This is a genomic window from Castellaniella daejeonensis (genome assembly GCF_039523555.1).
Classification (GTDB): Bacteria; Pseudomonadota; Gammaproteobacteria; order Burkholderiales; family Burkholderiaceae_B; genus Castellaniella; species Castellaniella daejeonensis.
On sequence record NZ_BAAAFN010000015.1, the window covers coordinates 236,017 to 252,443 of the forward strand.

A 16,427-nucleotide genomic window follows, 5' to 3' on the forward strand; every position below is an offset into this window, starting at 1 on the left:
GCCGATCGCGGATCATCATGCCCCTTTCCTCCCTGTTTTCCCGACCGGGCCGTTATCGCGGCTCTTCCTTGCTGTTGTCGGCAGGCCAGCGCATGCGCCGCGCCGCGCTGGCCGTGCTGTTTCTGTGGCTGCTGACCGGGTGGGCGCTGGAATGGTGGTGAGCCAGGCGTCCGGCCCGGCGGTGCCCGCCATCGAGTTGCAGCAGCTCTGGCTGGGCTGGCGCGACCGGATCGCGGTGCGCGATGCCAGCGGTGCGTTTCCGCAGGGTTCGATGACGGCGGTGGTGGGCCCCAACGGCGCCGGAAAGTCCACGCTGATCAAGGCCATGGCCGGGCGCCTGAGCCCCATTCGCGGGCGCATCCGGATCGATCCCGAGATCGCGGGCGAACTGGCCTGCCTGCCGCAGTCGGCCGAACTGGACCTGGATTTTCCCGTCAGCACGTTCGACCTGGTGGCCATGGGCGCCTGGCATCGGCTGGGCGCCTGGCGCGGCCTGGACGAGGCAGGCCGGGATGCCGTCGAAGCCGCGCTGCGCGCCGTGGGCCTGGCCGGCCTGGGCCGCCAGCCCGTGAATACGCTGTCCGGCGGCCAGCGGCAGCGTGCCCTGTTTGCGCGGCTGATGCTGCGCGATGCGCGGGTGATCCTGCTGGACGAGCCCTTTGCCGCCGTGGACCGGGCCACCACCGAAGATCTGCTGGCCCTGCTGCATCGATGGCATGGCGAGGGGCGCACCCTGATCGCCGTGCTGCACGATCTGGATATGGTGCGCGCCTATTTCCCGCAGGCGCTGCTGCTGGCCGGGCAGGTCGTGGGCTGGGGGGACAGCGGCCAGGTGCTGTGCGCGTCCAATCTGCACCTGGCCCGCCACCTGTGCGCCGGGGGGGCCGCCTGATGGACCTGTGGAGCCTGCTGGCGCAGCCTTTCATCGACTACGGCTTCATGCGCCGCGCCCTGGCGGGCGCCCTGGCGCTGGCCTTCGCCGCCGGGCCGCTGGGAGTGTTCCTGGTGCTGCGCCGCCTCAGCCTGATGGGCGATGCCATGGCGCATGCGATCCTGCCGGGGGTGGCGGTCGGTTTCCTGACGGCCGGGCTGTCCATGACGGCCATGACGCTGGGGGGCATGGTCACCGGTGTGGCGGTGGCGGTGCTGGCCGGCCTGGTGTCGCGCATGACACCCCTGCGCGAGGACGCCAGTTTCGCGGCCTTCTACCTGGTGTCCCTGGGCCTGGGGGTGCTGCTGGTGTCCCTGAAGGGCACCAACATGGACCTGATCCACGTGCTGTTCGGCACAGTCCTGGGGCTCGGCGACGCCGCCCTGATCCTGGTCACGGTCGTCAGCAGCGTCACGCTGCTGGCGCTGGCCGCGCTGCTGCGCGTGCTGGCGATGGAATGCCTGGACCCGGGCTTCCTGCGCGCCGAAGGCCGGGCGGGCGCCTGGGCGCACATCGGTTTCCTGCTGCTGCTGGTCATGAACCTGGTGGCCGGCTTCCAGGTGCTGGGCACGCTGATGGTGGTGGGCATCATGATGCTGCCCGCGACGGCTGCCCGGTTCTGGGTGCGGCCCGTGGGAAGCCAGATGGTGCTGGCCGCCGTCCTGGGCGCCCTGGCGTCTTATGCGGGCCTGCTGGTGTCCTATCACGCCGATGTGCCCGCGTCGCCCGCCATCATCCTGGGGGCGGGGGCGATTCATTTCATTTCGGTGGCGTTCGGGCCGCATGGCGGCATCCTGCTGGCCGTGCGCGAGGCGCGGGCGCGCCGCGCGAGACTGTTGCAGTCCATGAAGGAGAGGAGTCAATGATGCAGGAACGGTGGTCTTTTCTCGCCGGGCCGGCCCGAAACCGGGCGCGCGCCACCGTGGCGCGGCGACGCGCCGTGGAGCGCTTCCAGCAGGTGTTCCTGCGCCTGGCGGCGGGCGCCGTGTGCGCGGTGGCCCTGGGCGTGGCCGCGGCTCCGCAGGCGGCCCGGGCCGAGGGCGCGGCGGGCGACGGTCGGCTGCCCGTGGTGGCCTCGTTCTCGATCCTGGGCGACATCGTGCGCCAGGTGGGCGGGGACGACGTCCGGCTGGATGTCCTCGTCGGGCCGATGCGCGATGCCCATACGTTCGAGCCGACCCCGAAGGATGCGCGCGCCCTGGGGCAGGCCCGGGTGCTGGTGGTCAACGGCCTGGGCTTCGAATCCTGGATGCCGCGCCTGGTCGAGGCTGCCGGCTTCAAGGGGCGCACGATCGAAGCCTCGCGAGGTGTGCAGCCCAGGCGACTGGATGACGGGGAGGACGGGCCCGAGGATCATGCGCACGAGGATCACGCGCATGAAGAAGCGGGCGGCGGCGCCCATGCGGATGCAGGGCATGGCCACGACCACGACCATGGCGGCGTCGATCCCCACGCCTGGCAGGACCTGGCCAATGGCGTGATCTATGCGCGCAACATCGCGCGGGGGCTGGCCGATGCCGATCCGGCCCATGCTTCCGCCTACCAGGCACGGGCGGAAGCCTATGTGCGCAAGCTGCGCCAGGCCGATGCCGAGTGGCACCGGAAGCTGGACGCCATTCCCGCCGGCCGGCGCGTGCTGGCGACCTCGCACGATGCCTTCGGGTATTTCGGCGCGGCCTACGGGATCGAGGTCCTGTCGGTCGTCGGCCTGTCCAGCGAAGCCGAGCCATCGGCGCGCGCCATGGCCGATCTGGTGGCGCGGATCCGCGCGCACCACGTGCGGGCGTTGTTCCTGGAACAGGGCGGCAATGCGCGCGCCCTGCGGCAGGTCGCGGCCGAGACCGGCGTGAAGCCGGGCGGCGCGCTGTATGCGGACACGCTGGATCTGCCGGGACACGAGGCTTCGACCTACCTGGGCATGTTCCGCTGGAATACGGAACAGCTGTTGCAAGCCTTCGAGGCGCCGTAGCCCGGGCATGCGCCCGCCGCGTCAGTCTTTCGTCTTGCGGTGTGCCCGGGGGTGGGCCTGGTCGTAGCTGGCGGCCAGGTGCTGGAAGTCCAGCCGGGTGTAGATCTGGGTCGTGGAAATATTGGCGTGTCCCAGCAATTCCTGCACGGCGCGCAGGTCCTGGGCGGATTGCAGCAGGTGGCTGGCAAAGCTGTGCCGCAGGCTGTGCGGGTGCACGTGCAGCGGCAGGCCGACGCGCTGCGCCAGGGCCTGCAGGCGCAACTGCACCACGCGCGGGCTGATGCGCTGCCCGCGCTCACCCAGGAATAGCGCGGCCCGGGCATCCTCGTCGGACCTGGGGTTCAGCAGCCCGTCGCGGACTTCCAGCCAGGCCTGCAGGGCGGCCAGGGCATGGCGGCCCAGCGGCACGATCCGGGTCTTGCCGCCCTTGCCCCGCACCACGGCCTCTCCTTCGTCGGCCAGTATCCAGCTGTGCGAGACATGGTCGGGCGCGCGCACCGGCCGCCAATCCAGGCCGACCAGTTCCGACAACCGCAGGCCGCCGGAATACAGGATCTCGAACATGGCCATGTCGCGCCGTTCGACCGGGGTTTCGGCGGGCGGCAGATGGCTGCGGTCCAGCAGGGCCTGGGCCTGGTCCACGGACAGGGCCTTGGGCAGGCTGTGCGGAATCCGGGGGGCGCGCACGCCGTGGGCCGGGTTGCGCGTCAGGCCGGCGGCCGGCGCGCGCCATTCGTAGTAGCCGCGCCAGGCGGCCAGGGTGCGTGCCAGGCTGCGGGGCTGCAGCCCGGAGGCGTGCAGCCGCCCCAGGGCCTGACGGATGTGGGACTCGCCCAGCGAGTCCAGCGGCTGGCCGGGAAAGCATTGCCGCAGCGCCCGCAGGTCGCGGCGGTAGGCGGCGATCGTATGGTCGGAATAGCGCTGCTGCGCGCCCAGTTCCGACAGCCAGGCCTCGGTCAGGGCGTCGTCGGGCGCGGCTTGCGTGGGCGTGGGTTCCGCCGGCCGTCCGGGGGGGGTTCCGGTCTGCGCTGCTGCGCGCGGCCGCCGGCCGCCGGGGCGCGCGGTCATGGCGGCCCGCCGCTCAGGCGGCCTCGGGCGCCGTGCGGGCGAGGCGGCCCAGCGCCGCGCCCGCCAGGGACGCAATCAGCGACAGGAAGGCCGTGCCCATGTCCGGCGTGAAGCGCTGGGCGTCGTCCGAGCCCAGGACCAGCAGGCCGACCGGCGCGTTGCCGCTCAGCGTGCGCAGGGGCAGGATCGCCAGCGAGGCGGGCTCGGACGCCAGCCAGCGGGCGGCTTCCTGGTCCTTGAGCGGCCCGCAGTAGGGCTGCTCGAGGTGTTCGGCATAGGCCCGGATGTCGGCGTCGACATCCTGGGAGAATTCGCTGTCTTCCAGCGCGGGCAGGTCCCAGACCCGCAGGGCGATGGCGCTCAGGTCGAACTGGTCCGACAGGCTGCGGATGATGTGGGCCGGGATTCGGCCGGCATCGGGCTCGGCCAGCATGCGCGCGCACCACTGCATGAGCGACTGGTTGATGCGCTCGTTGCCCCCGGCGTTGTGCAGCAGTTGCATCAGCCGGTGCTCGTGCTCCTTCACGCGCGCGCGCAGGGTGAGGATCTGCCGCTCGCCCAGCGAGATCGCGCGGGCCTGGTGGGGATGGGGCACGTTCAGCGAGGCGAAGACGTCGGCGTGCGCCTCGAAGAAATCGGGGTTGCGGCTGAGGAAATCCGCCACATCCTGGGCGGTGAGCGCATCCTGTGTCATATGCTTTCCGTCGATAGGGGTGAACGGGGCCTAGGCCGCCGTAAGGGCGTCGATGTCGATCTGGCCGTGGAAAACCGTGACGGCCGGACCCTGCATGCGCAGGTCGTGGCCGTCCCATTCGATCCGCAGGGTGCCGCCGCGGGTGTCCACCCGCACCGGGCTGTCCAGCAGGCCGCGCCGGATGCCGGCGACGGCGGCGGCGCAGGCGCCGGTGCCGCAGGCCAGGGTCTCGCCCGCGCCGCGCTCGTAGACCCGCAGCCGGATGTGGTGGCGGTCCACCACCTGCATGAAGCCGGCGTTGACGCGCCGGGCGAAGCGGGGGTGGGATTCGATCGCCGGCCCCATGCGGGCGACCGGATGCGTGTCCACGTCGTCGACCTGGACCACGGCGTGCGGGTTGGAGATTGCCACCAGCGAGCACCAGGCTTCGCCCGCCTCGGGCGGAAGATCCAGCCGGTACAGGGTGTCCTGGCCGCAGGCACGGGTTTCAAGGCCGGCAGGATCGAAGCCCAGGTCGGAAGGCGCGAAGGCGGTGCGGCCCATGTCCACGCCGACCTGGCCGTCGTCGGCCTCGTGCAGCACGATCAGGCCGGTGGCGATCTCGGCGCGCAACGGGTTGCGCCGCGACAGGCCCTGCTCGTGCACGAAGCGCACGAAGCAGCGCGCGCCGTTTCCGCAGTGCTCGACTTCGCCGCCGTCGGCGTTGAAGATCCGGTAGCGGAAGTCCGCATCTGGGTGCAGGGGCTCTTCGACCAGCAGGATCTGGTCGGCGCCGATGCCGAAGTGGCGGTCGGCCAGGGCCCGCGCCCGCGCGGGCGTCATGTCGATGGATTGGCGCACGCCGTCCAGGACGACGAAGTCGTTGCCCGCGCCGTGCATTTTGGTGAAATTCCAGATCATCGCCGCATTATCCTGCAAAAGCGGGCCCCGGTGGCTCTCATCCCGTTCCCGTGTGGTCCGGAGGCACGGCCGGGCGGGTGCGCGCCCGGATCAATAGAACCCCGCCTCGCCCTCGGGCCGCGTCTTGAAACGCCGATGCACCCAATAATACTGGGCCGGATCGAGCCGGACTTCGGCCTCGATCAGGGCATTCAGGCGGGCGGTGGCCGCTTCGGGGCTGTCATCGCCGGGGAAATTCCCGACGGGCGGGCCGACGTCCACCCGGTAGCGGCCCGTTTCGGGGTCCAGGCGGCTGATGACCGGCACCACCGCGGCATCCCAGGAAGCCGCGATCTGCGCGGCCGACAGCAGGGTGGCGGCAGGCACGCCGAAGAAGGGAATGAAGGCGCTGCCCTGGCGGCCGAAATCCATGTCCGGCAGGTAGTACACGGGGATGCCCTTGCGCAGGTGCCGGATCAGGCCGCGCACGCCGTCGTGGCGGCTGACCAGGTGGACCTGGTTGAAGCGCCCGCGCCCCAGGCGCACGATCTCGTCGACGTCCGCGTCGCTCTGGCGCGTATACAGCGTGGCCGATTCCTTCAGGAACAGGGTCAGGCGGGTGGCGGCGGCATCCAGGGCGATGAAATGCGGGGCGAACATCAGGATGCGGCGCCCCTGGTCCAGCAGTGCCTGCAGGTGGTGCTCGCCGTGCAACTCGACCGTATCCAGGATGCGCTCGGGCGTGCCGAACCAGCACAGGCCCCGGTCGACGAAGGACTGGGCCAGCAGGCGGAAATGGCGGCGTGCCAGGGCATCGCGGTCAGCCGGCGACAGGGCGGGAAAACAGCGTTCCAGGTTCACCCGGACGATGTGGGCGCGCGAGCGCAGCAGGCGCGGCGTCAGCCAGCCCAGGATGCGTCCCCAGCGCAGCCGCGCGCGGGTGGAACAGCGGCCGAAATGGCCCAGAACGGCGCGCAGCAGGGGTTTCTTATCGAAGGCCATGGTCGGGGAATCGGGTGGGGACGGTGCCGGTGCGGGGGCGGTCAGACCGGTTCATGGGGCGTGGGCCGGTCGGGATGGGGCGGGGCGTCGTCCGGTTCCTTGTAGCGGTTGTAGCTCCACAGGTATTGTTCCGGAAAGCGCCGGATCAGGGTCTCCATCGCCTGGTTGATGGCGGCGGCCAGCGCGGCCGGATCGCCGGGCAGCGGCTCGGGCAGGCGCAGGTAGTGGATGCGCCAGCCGCGTCCGTGCGGCAGGCGCTCGCCGGCCGTCAGGATCACGGCCACGCCTGTCTGCAGGGCCAGGCGCGCGGCCAGAGTCATGGTCAGGGCGGGGCGGCCGAAGAAAGGCAGCCAGACGCCGTCGCCTTCGCGCGGCACCTGATCGGGCAGCATGCCGACGGCCTCGCCGCGTTTCAGGGCGCGCACGAATTCGCGCACGCCGTTGCGGTTGGCGGGCACGGCGCGCAGATTGTGCATGTCGCGGGCGGATTCGACGATGGGGTCCAGCAGCGGGCTGCGCGATGGGCGGAACATCACCGTCAGCGGCCCATATTGCGTCAGGTGGCGCGCGGTGATCTCGAAACAGCCCAGGTGGGGCGTCAGGTACAGCACGCCCCGGCCTTCGGCCAGGGCGCCGCGCACCACGTCTTCCTGGTCGCCTCCGGTCAGGGCCAGGCATTGCGGCGTGCGCCACCAGACCTTGGGGATTTCCAGGATCATGGCGCCGGATTCGGCGGCGGCGCGGCGGGCGAAGGACGGGTCGGCATAGCCCGCCTGGGCGGCATTGGCCTGCAGGCGGCGGCGGTAGCGGCCCGGAAACAGGTAGACAACCGTGCCGAGCAGCCGGCCGGTGGCCTGGAGCCAGGACAGGGGCAGCGCGGCCAGCAGGCGGACGAGGAACAGCAGCATGAAGGATGGGGATGCGATCTGTTCCGGCGTGGCGGCCAGGCCCGCGCAGGGGCGGGGGCCGTGCAAACACCACACCGGGGCATATGCTTTCTTTCGGACGGACTCCATTTTCGCTTAAAATGGCAGGGATCGCTGAGTTAACCGACAACTTGCGGAGCGATCACCCGGCCGATCCGCCTGGCCGGGCATTTTCCCGCTAAAGCGTCGCGCCCCGATATCCTGAAGAGGTGCAACGCGTTTCGTTCAACCTCGCGCCGGTGAACCCGGCGTTTTTACAGGACGCATCGCTGTGGCAAACAACGATTTTCTCTTTACCTCCGAATCCGTCTCCGAAGGGCACCCCGACAAGGTCGCCGACCAGATCTCCGACGCCATCCTCGATGCGCTGCTCGAGCAGGACCCGAATTCCCGGGTCGCCGCCGAAACCCTCTGCAACACCGGCCTGGTCGTGCTGGCCGGCGAAATCACCTCGAGCGCCAACGTCGACTACATCCAGATCGCCCGCGATACGATCCGCCGCATCGGCTATGACAACACCGATTACGGCATCGACTACAAGGGATGCGCGGTGCTGGTCGCCTACGACAAGCAGTCTCCCGACATCGCCCAGGGCGTGGACCGCTCTCCCGAAGAAATCCTGAATCAGGGCGCCGGCGACCAGGGCCTGATGTTCGGCTACGCCTGCGACGAAACCCCCGACCTGATGCCCGCGCCGATCTGGTATGCCCACCGCATCGTGCAGCGCCAGGCCGAATTGCGCAAGGATGGCCGCCTGCCCTGGCTGCGCCCCGATGCGAAGTCCCAGGTCACCTTCCGCTACGTCGATGGCAAGCCGGCCGAAGTCGATACCGTGGTGCTGTCCACCCAGCATCATCCCGACATCTCCCAGGCGGAAATCCACGACGCCGCCATCGAGCACATCATCCGCCCGGTCTTCGCCAGCGGCCTGCTCACGGACAAGACCAAATTCCTGATCAACCCCACCGGCAAGTTCGTCATCGGTGGCCCGCAGGGCGACTGCGGCCTGACGGGGCGCAAGATCATCGTCGACACCTATGGCGGCGCCTGCCCGCACGGCGGCGGCGCGTTTTCCGGCAAGGACCCGTCCAAGGTCGACCGTTCCGCCGCCTATGCCGCGCGCTACGTGGCCAAGAACATCGTTGCCGCCGGTCTGGCGCGCCAGTGCCAGGTGCAGGTCAGCTACGCCATCGGCGTGGCGGAGCCGATCAACATCACGGTCTACACCGAAGGCACCGGCGTGATCCCCGACGACCAGATCGCGCGCCTCGTGCGCGAGCACTTCGACCTGCGTCCCAAGGGCATCATCAACATGCTCGACCTGCTGCGTCCCATCTATTCCAAGTCCGCCGCCTACGGTCATTTCGGCCGCAGCGAGCCGGAATTCAGCTGGGAAGCCACCGACAAGGTCCAGGTCCTGAAGGCCGCTGCCTGAGAAAACCGCAGCCTGACGCCAACGGCGGCCCGCTTCGGCGGGCCGTTTTTCTTCCGGCCGGCGGCTGCGGCGGGCGGCTCAGGGTTCGAACGCCATCCGCTTCATGAAGGCCCACAGGATGCGCTCGATGTCCTCGTCGCCCGGCGGGCTTCCCGCCAGCCGGTGCAGCGCACAGCCGTCGCACAGCGCCATGAAACCGAAGGCCAGGTCTTCGGGACTCATCGACAGCGTCAGTCCGGCCCGCTGCGCGAACGTCCGGGCATAGTCGCCCACGGCCTGCAGCAGATCTTCGCGAAAGCGGCGGAAATGGGGTGCAAAGGCCTCATCCCGTGCCGCGTGCAGCCGGGCCTCCAGCATCAGCGCCAGCAGCTGCGTGTCCTGGTGCATCCGGGCGTAGCGCGCCAGCAGCCGCGATTCCAGCAGGTCCGGGGATGGCGGGCCTTGCACGCCTTCCGGGGCGGGCTCGTCCAGCACGGCCTGCAGTTCCCCCATGATGCGTTCGTGTTCCCGCCGGAGCAGCGTCAGGAAGATGTCCGCCTTGTCCTGGAAATTGGAGTAGAAAGCCCCCCGGGTGTAGCCGGCTTCCAGGGCGATCTGCTCGACGCTGGTGGCGGCATAGCCCTGTGCGGCGAACAGGATGCGGGTTGCATCCAGCAGGCGCTGCCGGGTCTGTTCCCGGCTCTGCTCGCGGGTCAGGCGGTTTTTCGTTTTCATGATGTCCGGATTGTAGAAACAAACGGGAAGGTCCGCGCATGCGGGGGCCTGCAGGCTCCGGACCCATTCAAATACATAAATGTATTTGAATTCATATATGCATTGAAATAAACTGCCCAACGGCATGGCGGCCGGCGCTCGTGCGGGCGGGGCGCCATTGGCCGTATCCCTCGTCCGACACTCGCCGGGATGCACATGAAAGACACCCTCGCTCGTTTGCCGTACCGCCTGGCCCTGGCGTCCGCCTGCGCCGTCCTGGCTGCCTGCGGCGCCCGCGAGCCGGCCGAGCCGCCGCCGCGCCCGGCACCGGCCATCACGGTCCGGCCGGATGCGCAGGCCGCCGTCTGGACGGTTCCGGGCATGATCGCCGCACCCGAATCCACACCGCTGTCGTTCAGGCAGGCCGGGCTGATCCTGCAGCGCCATGCGGGCCTGGGCGATGCCGTTCGCGCCGGCCAGGTGCTGGCGGAACTGGACCCCGACCCCTGGCGCCAGAATCTGGAATCGGCGCAGGCGCTGTACCAGGCCGCCCGCGAGGCGCTGGACGTGGCCGAGCGGCAATGGCGGCGTGACCGGACCCAGGGGCGCGAAGGGCTGATCGCCCAGTCGCAGGCGGAGCAGACGCGCGGGCAATTGGCCCAGGCGCGGGCGCAGTACGAACAGGCCCGGCAGGGCCTGGCGCATGCGCGAGACCAGATGGTCTATACGCAGCTGACGGCCGGGCACGATGGCGTGATCGTTGCCGAGCAGGCCCGGACGGGCCAGAACGTTGCCGCGGGACAGCCCGTCTATACGCTGGCCTGGGGGGATGGCCTCGAGGTGGTTGCCGACCTGCCCGCGCGCCGGGTGGCGGCCATCGAGCCCGGGCAGCAGGCCGAGATCGAACCGGTGGCGATGCCGGGCACGCGCCTGCCTGCCCGCGTGCGTGAAGTCGCCCGGGCCGCCGACCCCGCGACCCTCGGGTTCCGGGTGAAGCTGCGGCTCGATGCGGTGGATCCGGCGCTGCGCCAGGGCATGACGGCGACGGTCCGCTTCCGGACGAACGAGTCTTCCGGGGCCCGCTACACGCTGCCCGCCACGGCGCTGTTCCATCGTGGAGACCATCCCGCGGTCTGGGTCGTGGGCGCCGATGGCGCGCTGGCCCTGAGGACGGTCGAGGTTGCCGCCTATGGTGCCGACACCGTCACGGTCTCCGGCGGCATCGAACCGGGGCAGGTCGTGCTGGCCCAGGGCGCCCATACGGTATCCGAAGGGCAGCGTGTCGAGACGGTGCCCTATCGGCCCCATGCCGCCGCGCCGGCCGGGGATGGCCGGTGAACGGGCCGGTGCCGGCCCATCCGGCGGAGGGGCGATTCAACCTGTCGCGCTGGGCGATCCTGCATCGTTCGCTGGTGATCTACCTGATTGCCGTCATGGTGGCGGCCGGCACGCTGGCCGGCCTGCGCCTGGCGCAGTCCGAGGATCCGCCCTTTACCTTCCGCGTCATGGTGATCCAGACCCTGTGGCCCGGGGCCACGGCGGAGCAGGTGCGCCGGCAGGTCACCGACCGCATCGAGCGCAAGCTGCAGGAAATGCCGCATCGCGACTACACCACCAGCTATTCGCGCCCGGGGCAGTCGACGGTCTTCTATTTCATGAGCGAGGCGGTGGATGCCCGCAAGGTGCCCCAAGAGTGGTACCAGGTGCGCAAGAAGATCGGCGACATGGCCGCCGAGTTGCCCGCGGGGGTGGCGGGGCCGTTCTTCAACGACGAGTTCGGCGATGTGTACACCAACATCTACACGCTGGCGGGCGACGGCTACACGCCGGCACAGCTGCGCGATCAGGCCGACATCCTGCGCACCGTGCTGCTGCGGGTGCCGGGCGTGGCCAAGGTCGATTATTTCGGCGACCAGGAAGAGCGCATCGAAGTGCGCATTCCCAATGCCGTCATGGCGCAGTCCGGCCTGTCTCCCGCCCGGATCGCCCAGGCGATCTCCGCGCGCAATGCCGTCGCCGATCCGGGCGTGATGGCGACCGCGTCCGACCGGCTGTACGTGCGCCCCACGGGGCAGTTCCATAGCCTGGACGATCTGGCCGACACACTGGTGTCCGTCGACGGCCGGCTGGTGCGGTTGGGGGACATCGCCGAAATCCGGCGCGGCACGGTGGATCCGCCGTCCACGCAGATGCGGCATGGCGGGCGGCCGGTGCTGGGCATCGGCGTGACCGCCGCCGAGGGGCACGATGTGGTGGTGCTGGGCCGGGCATTGCAGGACGCGGTGGATGGCCTGAGGGACCGGCTGCCCGCGGGCCTGTCGCTGGAAGAAGTTGCCAGCATGCCCGATGCCGTGACGGCTTCGGTCGACGAATTCCTGCGCGCCGTGGGCGAGGCCGTGGCCATCGTCCTGCTGGTCAGCCTGGTGTCGCTGGGGCTGCGCACGGGCATGGTGGTCGTGATCTCGATCCCGGTGGTGCTGGCGCTGACGGCGCTGGCCATGGGCTGGATGGGCATCGGGCTGCACAAGGTTTCCCTGGGCACCTTGATCCTGGCGCTGGGCCTGCTGGTGGACGACGCCATCATCGCGGTGGAGATGATGGCCGTGAAGCTCGAACAGGGATGGGACCGTCTCAGCGCGGCGGCCTTCGCCTACACCAGCACGGCGTTTCCCATGCTGACGGGCACGCTGGTCACGGTCGCGGGCTTTCTGCCGATCGCCCTGGCGCGCTCGAACACCGGGGAATACACGCGCTCGATCTTCCAGGTGTCGGCGATCTCGCTGCTGGTGTCCTGGCTGGCCGCCGTGATCCTGATTCCGCTGCTGGGCCATGCCATGCTGCGGCCGCATGCGCATCCCGGACCCGCGGACGGCGCGCCGGAGCGGGACATCTACGATTCGCCTTTCTACCGCCGGCTGCGGCGCTGGCTGCATGCCTGCGTGCGCCGCCGCGGCGCCGTCGTCGCAGCCACGCTGGTGCTGTTCGCGGCAGCGCTGGCGGGGTTCCGGCTGGTGCCGCAGCAGTTCTTCCCCGATTCCGCGCGGCCGGAATTGCTGGTGGACCTGCGCCTGCGCGAGAGCGCCTCGTTCGAGGCGACGCTGGCGCAGGCCAGGCGCCTGGAAGCGCTGCTGGATGGCCGTGCCGAGGTGGCGCGCGCGGTCGGCTTCGTGGGCACGGGCGCGCCGCGCTTCTACCTGCCGCTGGACCAGCAGCTGCCGTCCCCGAACTTCGCCCAGTACGTGGTGACGGCGAAATCCATCGAGGACCGGGAAGCGCTCAAGCCCTGGCTGGAATCGGTGCTGAGGACCGATTTCCCTGCCGTGCGCGGGCGGGTCTCGCGCCTGGAGTCGGGACCGCCCGTCGGTTTTCCCGTCCAGTTCCGCGTCAGCGGCGACGATATCCCCCGCGTGCGCCAGGCGGCCGAGGCCGTCGCCGCCGTGCTGCGTGCCGACCCCCGCGCCCGCAACACGCAGTTCGATTGGGACGAGCCGTCGGCCCGCGCGTCGCATTTCGAGGTCGACCAGCAGGCCGCCCAGCGGTTGGGCGTTGCTTCGCGCGACATCGCGGATTTCCTGGCCATGACGCTGTCGGGCCGCCCCGTGTCGCAGTACCGCGAGGGCGACCGCCTGATCCGCATCGATCTGCGTGCGCCGGAGTCCGAGCGGGCAGGTCCCGGGGCGCTGGCGCAACTTTCCCTGCCCTCGCCCCGGGGGCCCGTGCCCCTGGAGTCGCTGGGCGGGCTGCGCGATGGGCTGGAATCGGCCATCATCTGGGAACGGGACCGGCAGCCCACGATCACCGTGCGCGCCGAGGTGGCGCCGGGTGCCGAGGGCATCGACCTGACGCGGGCCGTCGATGCGCGGCTCGCGGACATCCGCGCCGGCCTGCCGGTGGGCTACCGGATCGAAGCCGGCGGCGCGGTGGAAAACAGCGCCAAGGCCCAGGCCTCGATCAGCGTCGAAGTGCCGATCATGATCGTGGCCGTGCTGACGCTGCTGATGATCCAGCTGCAGCGGTTTTCCCGCGTGGTGCTGGTGATCCTGACCGCGCCCCTGGGGCTGATCGGCGTCGTCCTGGCGCTGCTGCTGTTCGGCAAGCCGTTCGGCTTCGTCGCGCTGCTGGGAGTGATCGCCATGTTCGGCATCATCATGCGCAATTCGGTGATCCTGGTGGACCAGATCGAACAGGACATCGCCGCCGGGCATCGCCGCATCGATGCGATCGTGGACGCGACCGTGCGGCGCTTCCGGCCGATCACCCTGACGGCGGCCGCCGCCGTGCTGGCGCTGATCCCGCTGCTGCGCAGCGATTTCTTCGGTCCCATGGCAACCGCCCTGATGGGCGGCATCACCAGCGCCACCGTGCTGACGGTCTTCGTGCTGCCGGCCCTGTATGCGTTGATGTTCCGGATCAGGGACGAAGACGGGGCGCCGGACGCGGGCCGCGCGTCGGGAGAAATCCGATGAATGGATGGCACGGGATGCGGATGGCGGCGCTGGCCGCGCTGGGCCTGGTCCTGGCAGGCTGCGCCCTGGGGCCTTCGGGGAAGCCGCCGGCCATGCCCGAACCGGTACGCTATGTTGCCGGCCCGGCACCGGACGCCGCGCCGGCTGGCAGCCCCGATCTGGTCGCGGCATGGGCGCCCGATGCGTCCTGGTGGACGGCGTTCGGGGCGCCCGAACTGGATGCGCTGGTGGCCGAGGCACGCGCGGCCAATCCCGATCTCGCCGCCGCGCGCCGACGCCTGGAGGCGGCGCGCGAGGCGCTGCGGGCGCAGACGGGCGCCACGGAACTGCCTTCGGTCGATCTGGGCGCCCAGGCCGCGCGCCAGCGCGCGCTGGGCCTGCCGCTGGAACTGCCGCCGCCCCTGCCCGAACTGCCGCGCACGTCGATCTACGACACCTTCGTCGGCCAGGCCCAGGTCCGGTATGCCTTCGATCTGTTCGGCTCGATCCGCGAGCGCAACCGCGCCCTGGCCGACCGGGTGGAGCAGCAGGCGGCCCAGTGGCGCGCCGCCCGCGAGGCGCTGGCGGCGAACGTGGTGTCCGGCGCACTGACCCTGTCCGCGCTGCAGGTCCGCCTGCGCATCCTGGAAGCGGTGGCCGACGGATTGCGGCGCGACGAGGCGGAGTCCGCCCGGCGCCAGGCCCTGGGCGCCGCACCGCGCGCCGCCGTCCTGGACGCGCGTCGCCAGGCCGAGGCCGTGGCGGCACAGATCCCCGGCCTGCAGGCCAGGGCGCTGGCGATCCGGCATGCCCTGGCCGTGCTGCTCGGGCGCACGCCCGACCAGGCGCCCGAAGCCATCCCGTTCGAGCGGCTGGCCTTGCCCGCGCGCATCCCCGTCCTGGTGCCATCCGCGCTGCTGGCCGCGCGGCCCGATGTCCAGGCGGCACAGGCCGCCCTGCGTGCGGCTGCCCACGATGCGGGCGCGGCCAGCGCCGACCTGTTTCCCAGCCTGACGCTGACGGCGGCCATGGGGCGCGGTGGCTACGACTGGTCTTCCGCATGGTCGCCCGGAGGCGCCTTGTGGAGCCTGGCCGGCGGTCTGACGGCGCCGCTGTTTCACGGCGGCGCGCTGCGGGCGCAGCGGCGCGCCAGCCTGCAGGGCTATGCCGCGGCCGAGGACGATTACAGAAGCACGGTGCTGGCCGCCTTCCGCGAGGTGGCCGACGCCCTGTCGGCCCTGGAGCAGGCGGGTGCCGCCCAGGCGGCCGGGGATGCCGCCGCCGGTGCGGCCCGCGGCGTTGCCGCGGACGCGGCGCGGCGCGCGGCGCTGGGCGCTGTGCCGCCGTCGGCCGCCCGCGCGGCCGACCGGCAGGCCGACCTGGCGGAACTGGACGCCCTGGATATCCGCGCCCAGCGGCTGCTGGACGCCGTGCGCCTGTTCCATGCCCTGGGCGCGCCGGCGTAGGCCGCGCGCCGGATTGCCCCATCCTTCTTGCAGCCGGCCCGGCGGCTTTCACGCGGGCCGCCGGAGAATCATTTTGCGAAATTGATGTGAATCATGGCGCCGTTCACTTCGGGTCTGGACAATCACATCACTCCGGCATGGATATTCATCGGGCTTTCACACCAACAATTAAAAGCCCCCGGAGATTGCCCCAAGAGGAGACAGGCATGGATCACCATGATGACGAGGACGAAAAAGTGCCGCTCATCCAGCAACTGCTGGACAGCCCCTTTTTATTGCTGTTTCTGGGTGTGATCATCCCCATGGTTATCTACAACCTTTGGGGATTCATCGACATCCTGACCATTCCCGCGGCCAAATAAGGAAGCCCCCATGAGCGCAATCCTCCCCCCGTCGGAGCGGCTGTGGTGGAAGCACCCGCTCGACCGTCTGGAAACCACCTGGATCATCATCGCGTTCGTCTGGTGCATGGTGATGTTCTTCATGATGGTGTTCTGGCACGTCTACGGCAAGCAGAACCTGGCGACCGAAACCTACAAGACCAACCCCGCGAAGTTCATGGCCCAGACGCAGGCCTTCGTGGACAAATGGACGGTCCGCACCGAAACCGAGCAGAAGATCCCCGTGGTGGCGCCCCCCGAAGGATCCGACGTCTACCTGATCGCCCGTCTCTGGAGCTGGTGGCCGATCCTGGAACTCGAAAAGGGCAAGACCTACAAGCTCCACCTGACCGCGATGGACTACAACCACGGCTTCTCCCTGCAGCCCGTGAACATGAACATCCAGGTGGTGCCGGGCTACGAGCATGTGATCAAGATCACGCCAAACGAGTCGGGCACCTTTTCCATCGTGTGCAACGAATATTGCGGCATCGGCCACCATGAAATGGTGAGCCGCCTGTACGTCAAGTAAAGCGGGG

At 70.1% G+C, this 16,427-nt stretch carries 16 protein-coding genes; 10 read left to right on the forward strand and 6 right to left on the reverse strand.

Translation table 11 applies throughout. From position 1 onward, the window contains the following. Positions 1 to 17: 17 nt before the first annotated feature. The 4 genes from ABD022_RS10845 to ABD022_RS10860 are packed head-to-tail and all read left to right on the forward strand — an operon-like array spanning position 18 to position 2,900. On the forward strand, positions 18 to 161 hold the full coding sequence (locus ABD022_RS10845) for a hypothetical protein (RefSeq protein WP_325124473.1): 144 nt from the start codon (positions 18 to 20) through the stop codon (positions 159 to 161). Continuing rightward, positions 158 to 892 carry a metal ABC transporter ATP-binding protein gene (locus ABD022_RS10850; protein WP_325124472.1) on the forward strand — a complete coding sequence of 245 codons (735 nt, stop codon included), beginning with the start codon at positions 158 to 160 and terminating at the stop codon, positions 890 to 892. Before ABD022_RS10845 ends, ABD022_RS10850 begins: the two co-directional genes overlap by 4 nt. Continuing rightward, positions 892 to 1,797, forward strand: a complete 906-nt coding sequence (locus ABD022_RS10855) for a metal ABC transporter permease (protein WP_325124471.1) — start codon at positions 892 to 894, stop codon at positions 1,795 to 1,797. The genes ABD022_RS10850 and ABD022_RS10855 overlap by 1 nt, the downstream gene beginning before the upstream one ends. After that, complete coding sequence (locus tag ABD022_RS10860) at positions 1,797 to 2,900, forward strand: metal ABC transporter solute-binding protein, Zn/Mn family (RefSeq protein WP_425545235.1); 1,104 nt, start codon at positions 1,797 to 1,799, stop codon at positions 2,898 to 2,900. Before ABD022_RS10855 ends, ABD022_RS10860 begins: the two co-directional genes overlap by 1 nt. Positions 2,901 to 2,921: 21 nt before the next feature. Here the strand turns inward: ABD022_RS10860 and ABD022_RS10865 are convergent, their stop codons facing one another. The 5 genes from ABD022_RS10865 to ABD022_RS10885 all read right to left on the reverse strand — a co-directional run bounded on the left by ABD022_RS10865 (position 2,922) and on the right by ABD022_RS10885 (position 7,451). Then, positions 2,922 to 3,968 (reverse strand): tyrosine recombinase XerC, encoded by a 1,047-nt coding sequence (locus ABD022_RS10865; RefSeq protein WP_343821318.1) that lies wholly within the window; start codon positions 3,966 to 3,968, stop codon positions 2,922 to 2,924. Positions 3,969 to 3,981: 13 nt separating this feature from the next. Next, positions 3,982 to 4,662, reverse strand: coding sequence for a DUF484 family protein (locus ABD022_RS10870; protein ID WP_325124468.1), 681 nt, complete (start codon positions 4,660 to 4,662; stop codon positions 3,982 to 3,984). A 30-nt stretch (positions 4,663 to 4,692) separates the two neighbouring features. After that, positions 4,693 to 5,580: a diaminopimelate epimerase gene (gene dapF, locus ABD022_RS10875; RefSeq protein ID WP_325124467.1), complete on the reverse strand. Its 888-nt coding sequence runs from the start codon at positions 5,578 to 5,580 to the stop codon at positions 4,693 to 4,695. 72 nt (positions 5,581 to 5,652) lie between these two features. After that, complete coding sequence (locus tag ABD022_RS10880) at positions 5,653 to 6,543, reverse strand: lysophospholipid acyltransferase family protein (RefSeq protein ID WP_325124466.1); 891 nt, start codon at positions 6,541 to 6,543, stop codon at positions 5,653 to 5,655. Between the two features lie 41 nt (positions 6,544 to 6,584). Beyond that, positions 6,585 to 7,451 carry a lysophospholipid acyltransferase family protein gene (locus ABD022_RS10885; RefSeq protein ID WP_325124519.1) on the reverse strand — a complete coding sequence of 289 codons (867 nt, stop codon included), beginning with the start codon at positions 7,449 to 7,451 and terminating at the stop codon, positions 6,585 to 6,587. A 289-nt stretch (positions 7,452 to 7,740) separates the two neighbouring features. Here ABD022_RS10885 and metK point away from each other — a divergent pair, with 289 nt between their 5' ends. After that, positions 7,741 to 8,904, forward strand: a complete 1,164-nt coding sequence (gene metK, locus ABD022_RS10890) for a methionine adenosyltransferase (RefSeq protein WP_325124465.1) — start codon at positions 7,741 to 7,743, stop codon at positions 8,902 to 8,904. A gap of 78 nt (positions 8,905 to 8,982) precedes the next feature. Here the strand turns inward: metK and ABD022_RS10895 are convergent, their stop codons facing one another. Beyond that, a complete protein-coding gene (locus ABD022_RS10895) occupies positions 8,983 to 9,618 on the reverse strand; it encodes a TetR/AcrR family transcriptional regulator (protein WP_343821320.1) in 636 nt (211 codons plus the stop codon). Between the two features lie 195 nt (positions 9,619 to 9,813). On the opposite strand from ABD022_RS10895, the gene ABD022_RS10900 reads away from it, so the two are divergent. The 5 genes from ABD022_RS10900 to ABD022_RS10920 all read left to right on the forward strand — a co-directional run bounded on the left by ABD022_RS10900 (position 9,814) and on the right by ABD022_RS10920 (position 16,420). After that, positions 9,814 to 10,935 (forward strand): efflux RND transporter periplasmic adaptor subunit, encoded by a 1,122-nt coding sequence (locus ABD022_RS10900; protein ID WP_343821321.1) that lies wholly within the window; start codon positions 9,814 to 9,816, stop codon positions 10,933 to 10,935. Positions 10,936 to 10,943: 8 nt separating this feature from the next. Continuing rightward, positions 10,944 to 14,063 carry an efflux RND transporter permease subunit gene (locus tag ABD022_RS10905; protein WP_343821323.1) on the forward strand — a complete coding sequence of 1,040 codons (3,120 nt, stop codon included), beginning with the start codon at positions 10,944 to 10,946 and terminating at the stop codon, positions 14,061 to 14,063. Further along, on the forward strand, positions 14,060 to 15,508 hold the full coding sequence (locus ABD022_RS10910; RefSeq protein WP_343821325.1) for an efflux transporter outer membrane subunit: 1,449 nt from the start codon (positions 14,060 to 14,062) through the stop codon (positions 15,506 to 15,508). Before ABD022_RS10905 ends, ABD022_RS10910 begins: the two co-directional genes overlap by 4 nt. 206 nt (positions 15,509 to 15,714) lie before the next feature. Further along, entirely contained in the window at positions 15,715 to 15,870 is a 156-nt protein-coding gene (locus ABD022_RS10915) for a hypothetical protein (protein ID WP_325124460.1), read from the forward strand. Between the two features lie 10 nt (positions 15,871 to 15,880). Continuing rightward, entirely contained in the window at positions 15,881 to 16,420 is a 540-nt protein-coding gene (locus ABD022_RS10920; RefSeq protein WP_325124459.1) for a cupredoxin domain-containing protein, read from the forward strand. Positions 16,421 to 16,427 lie beyond the last annotated feature (7 nt).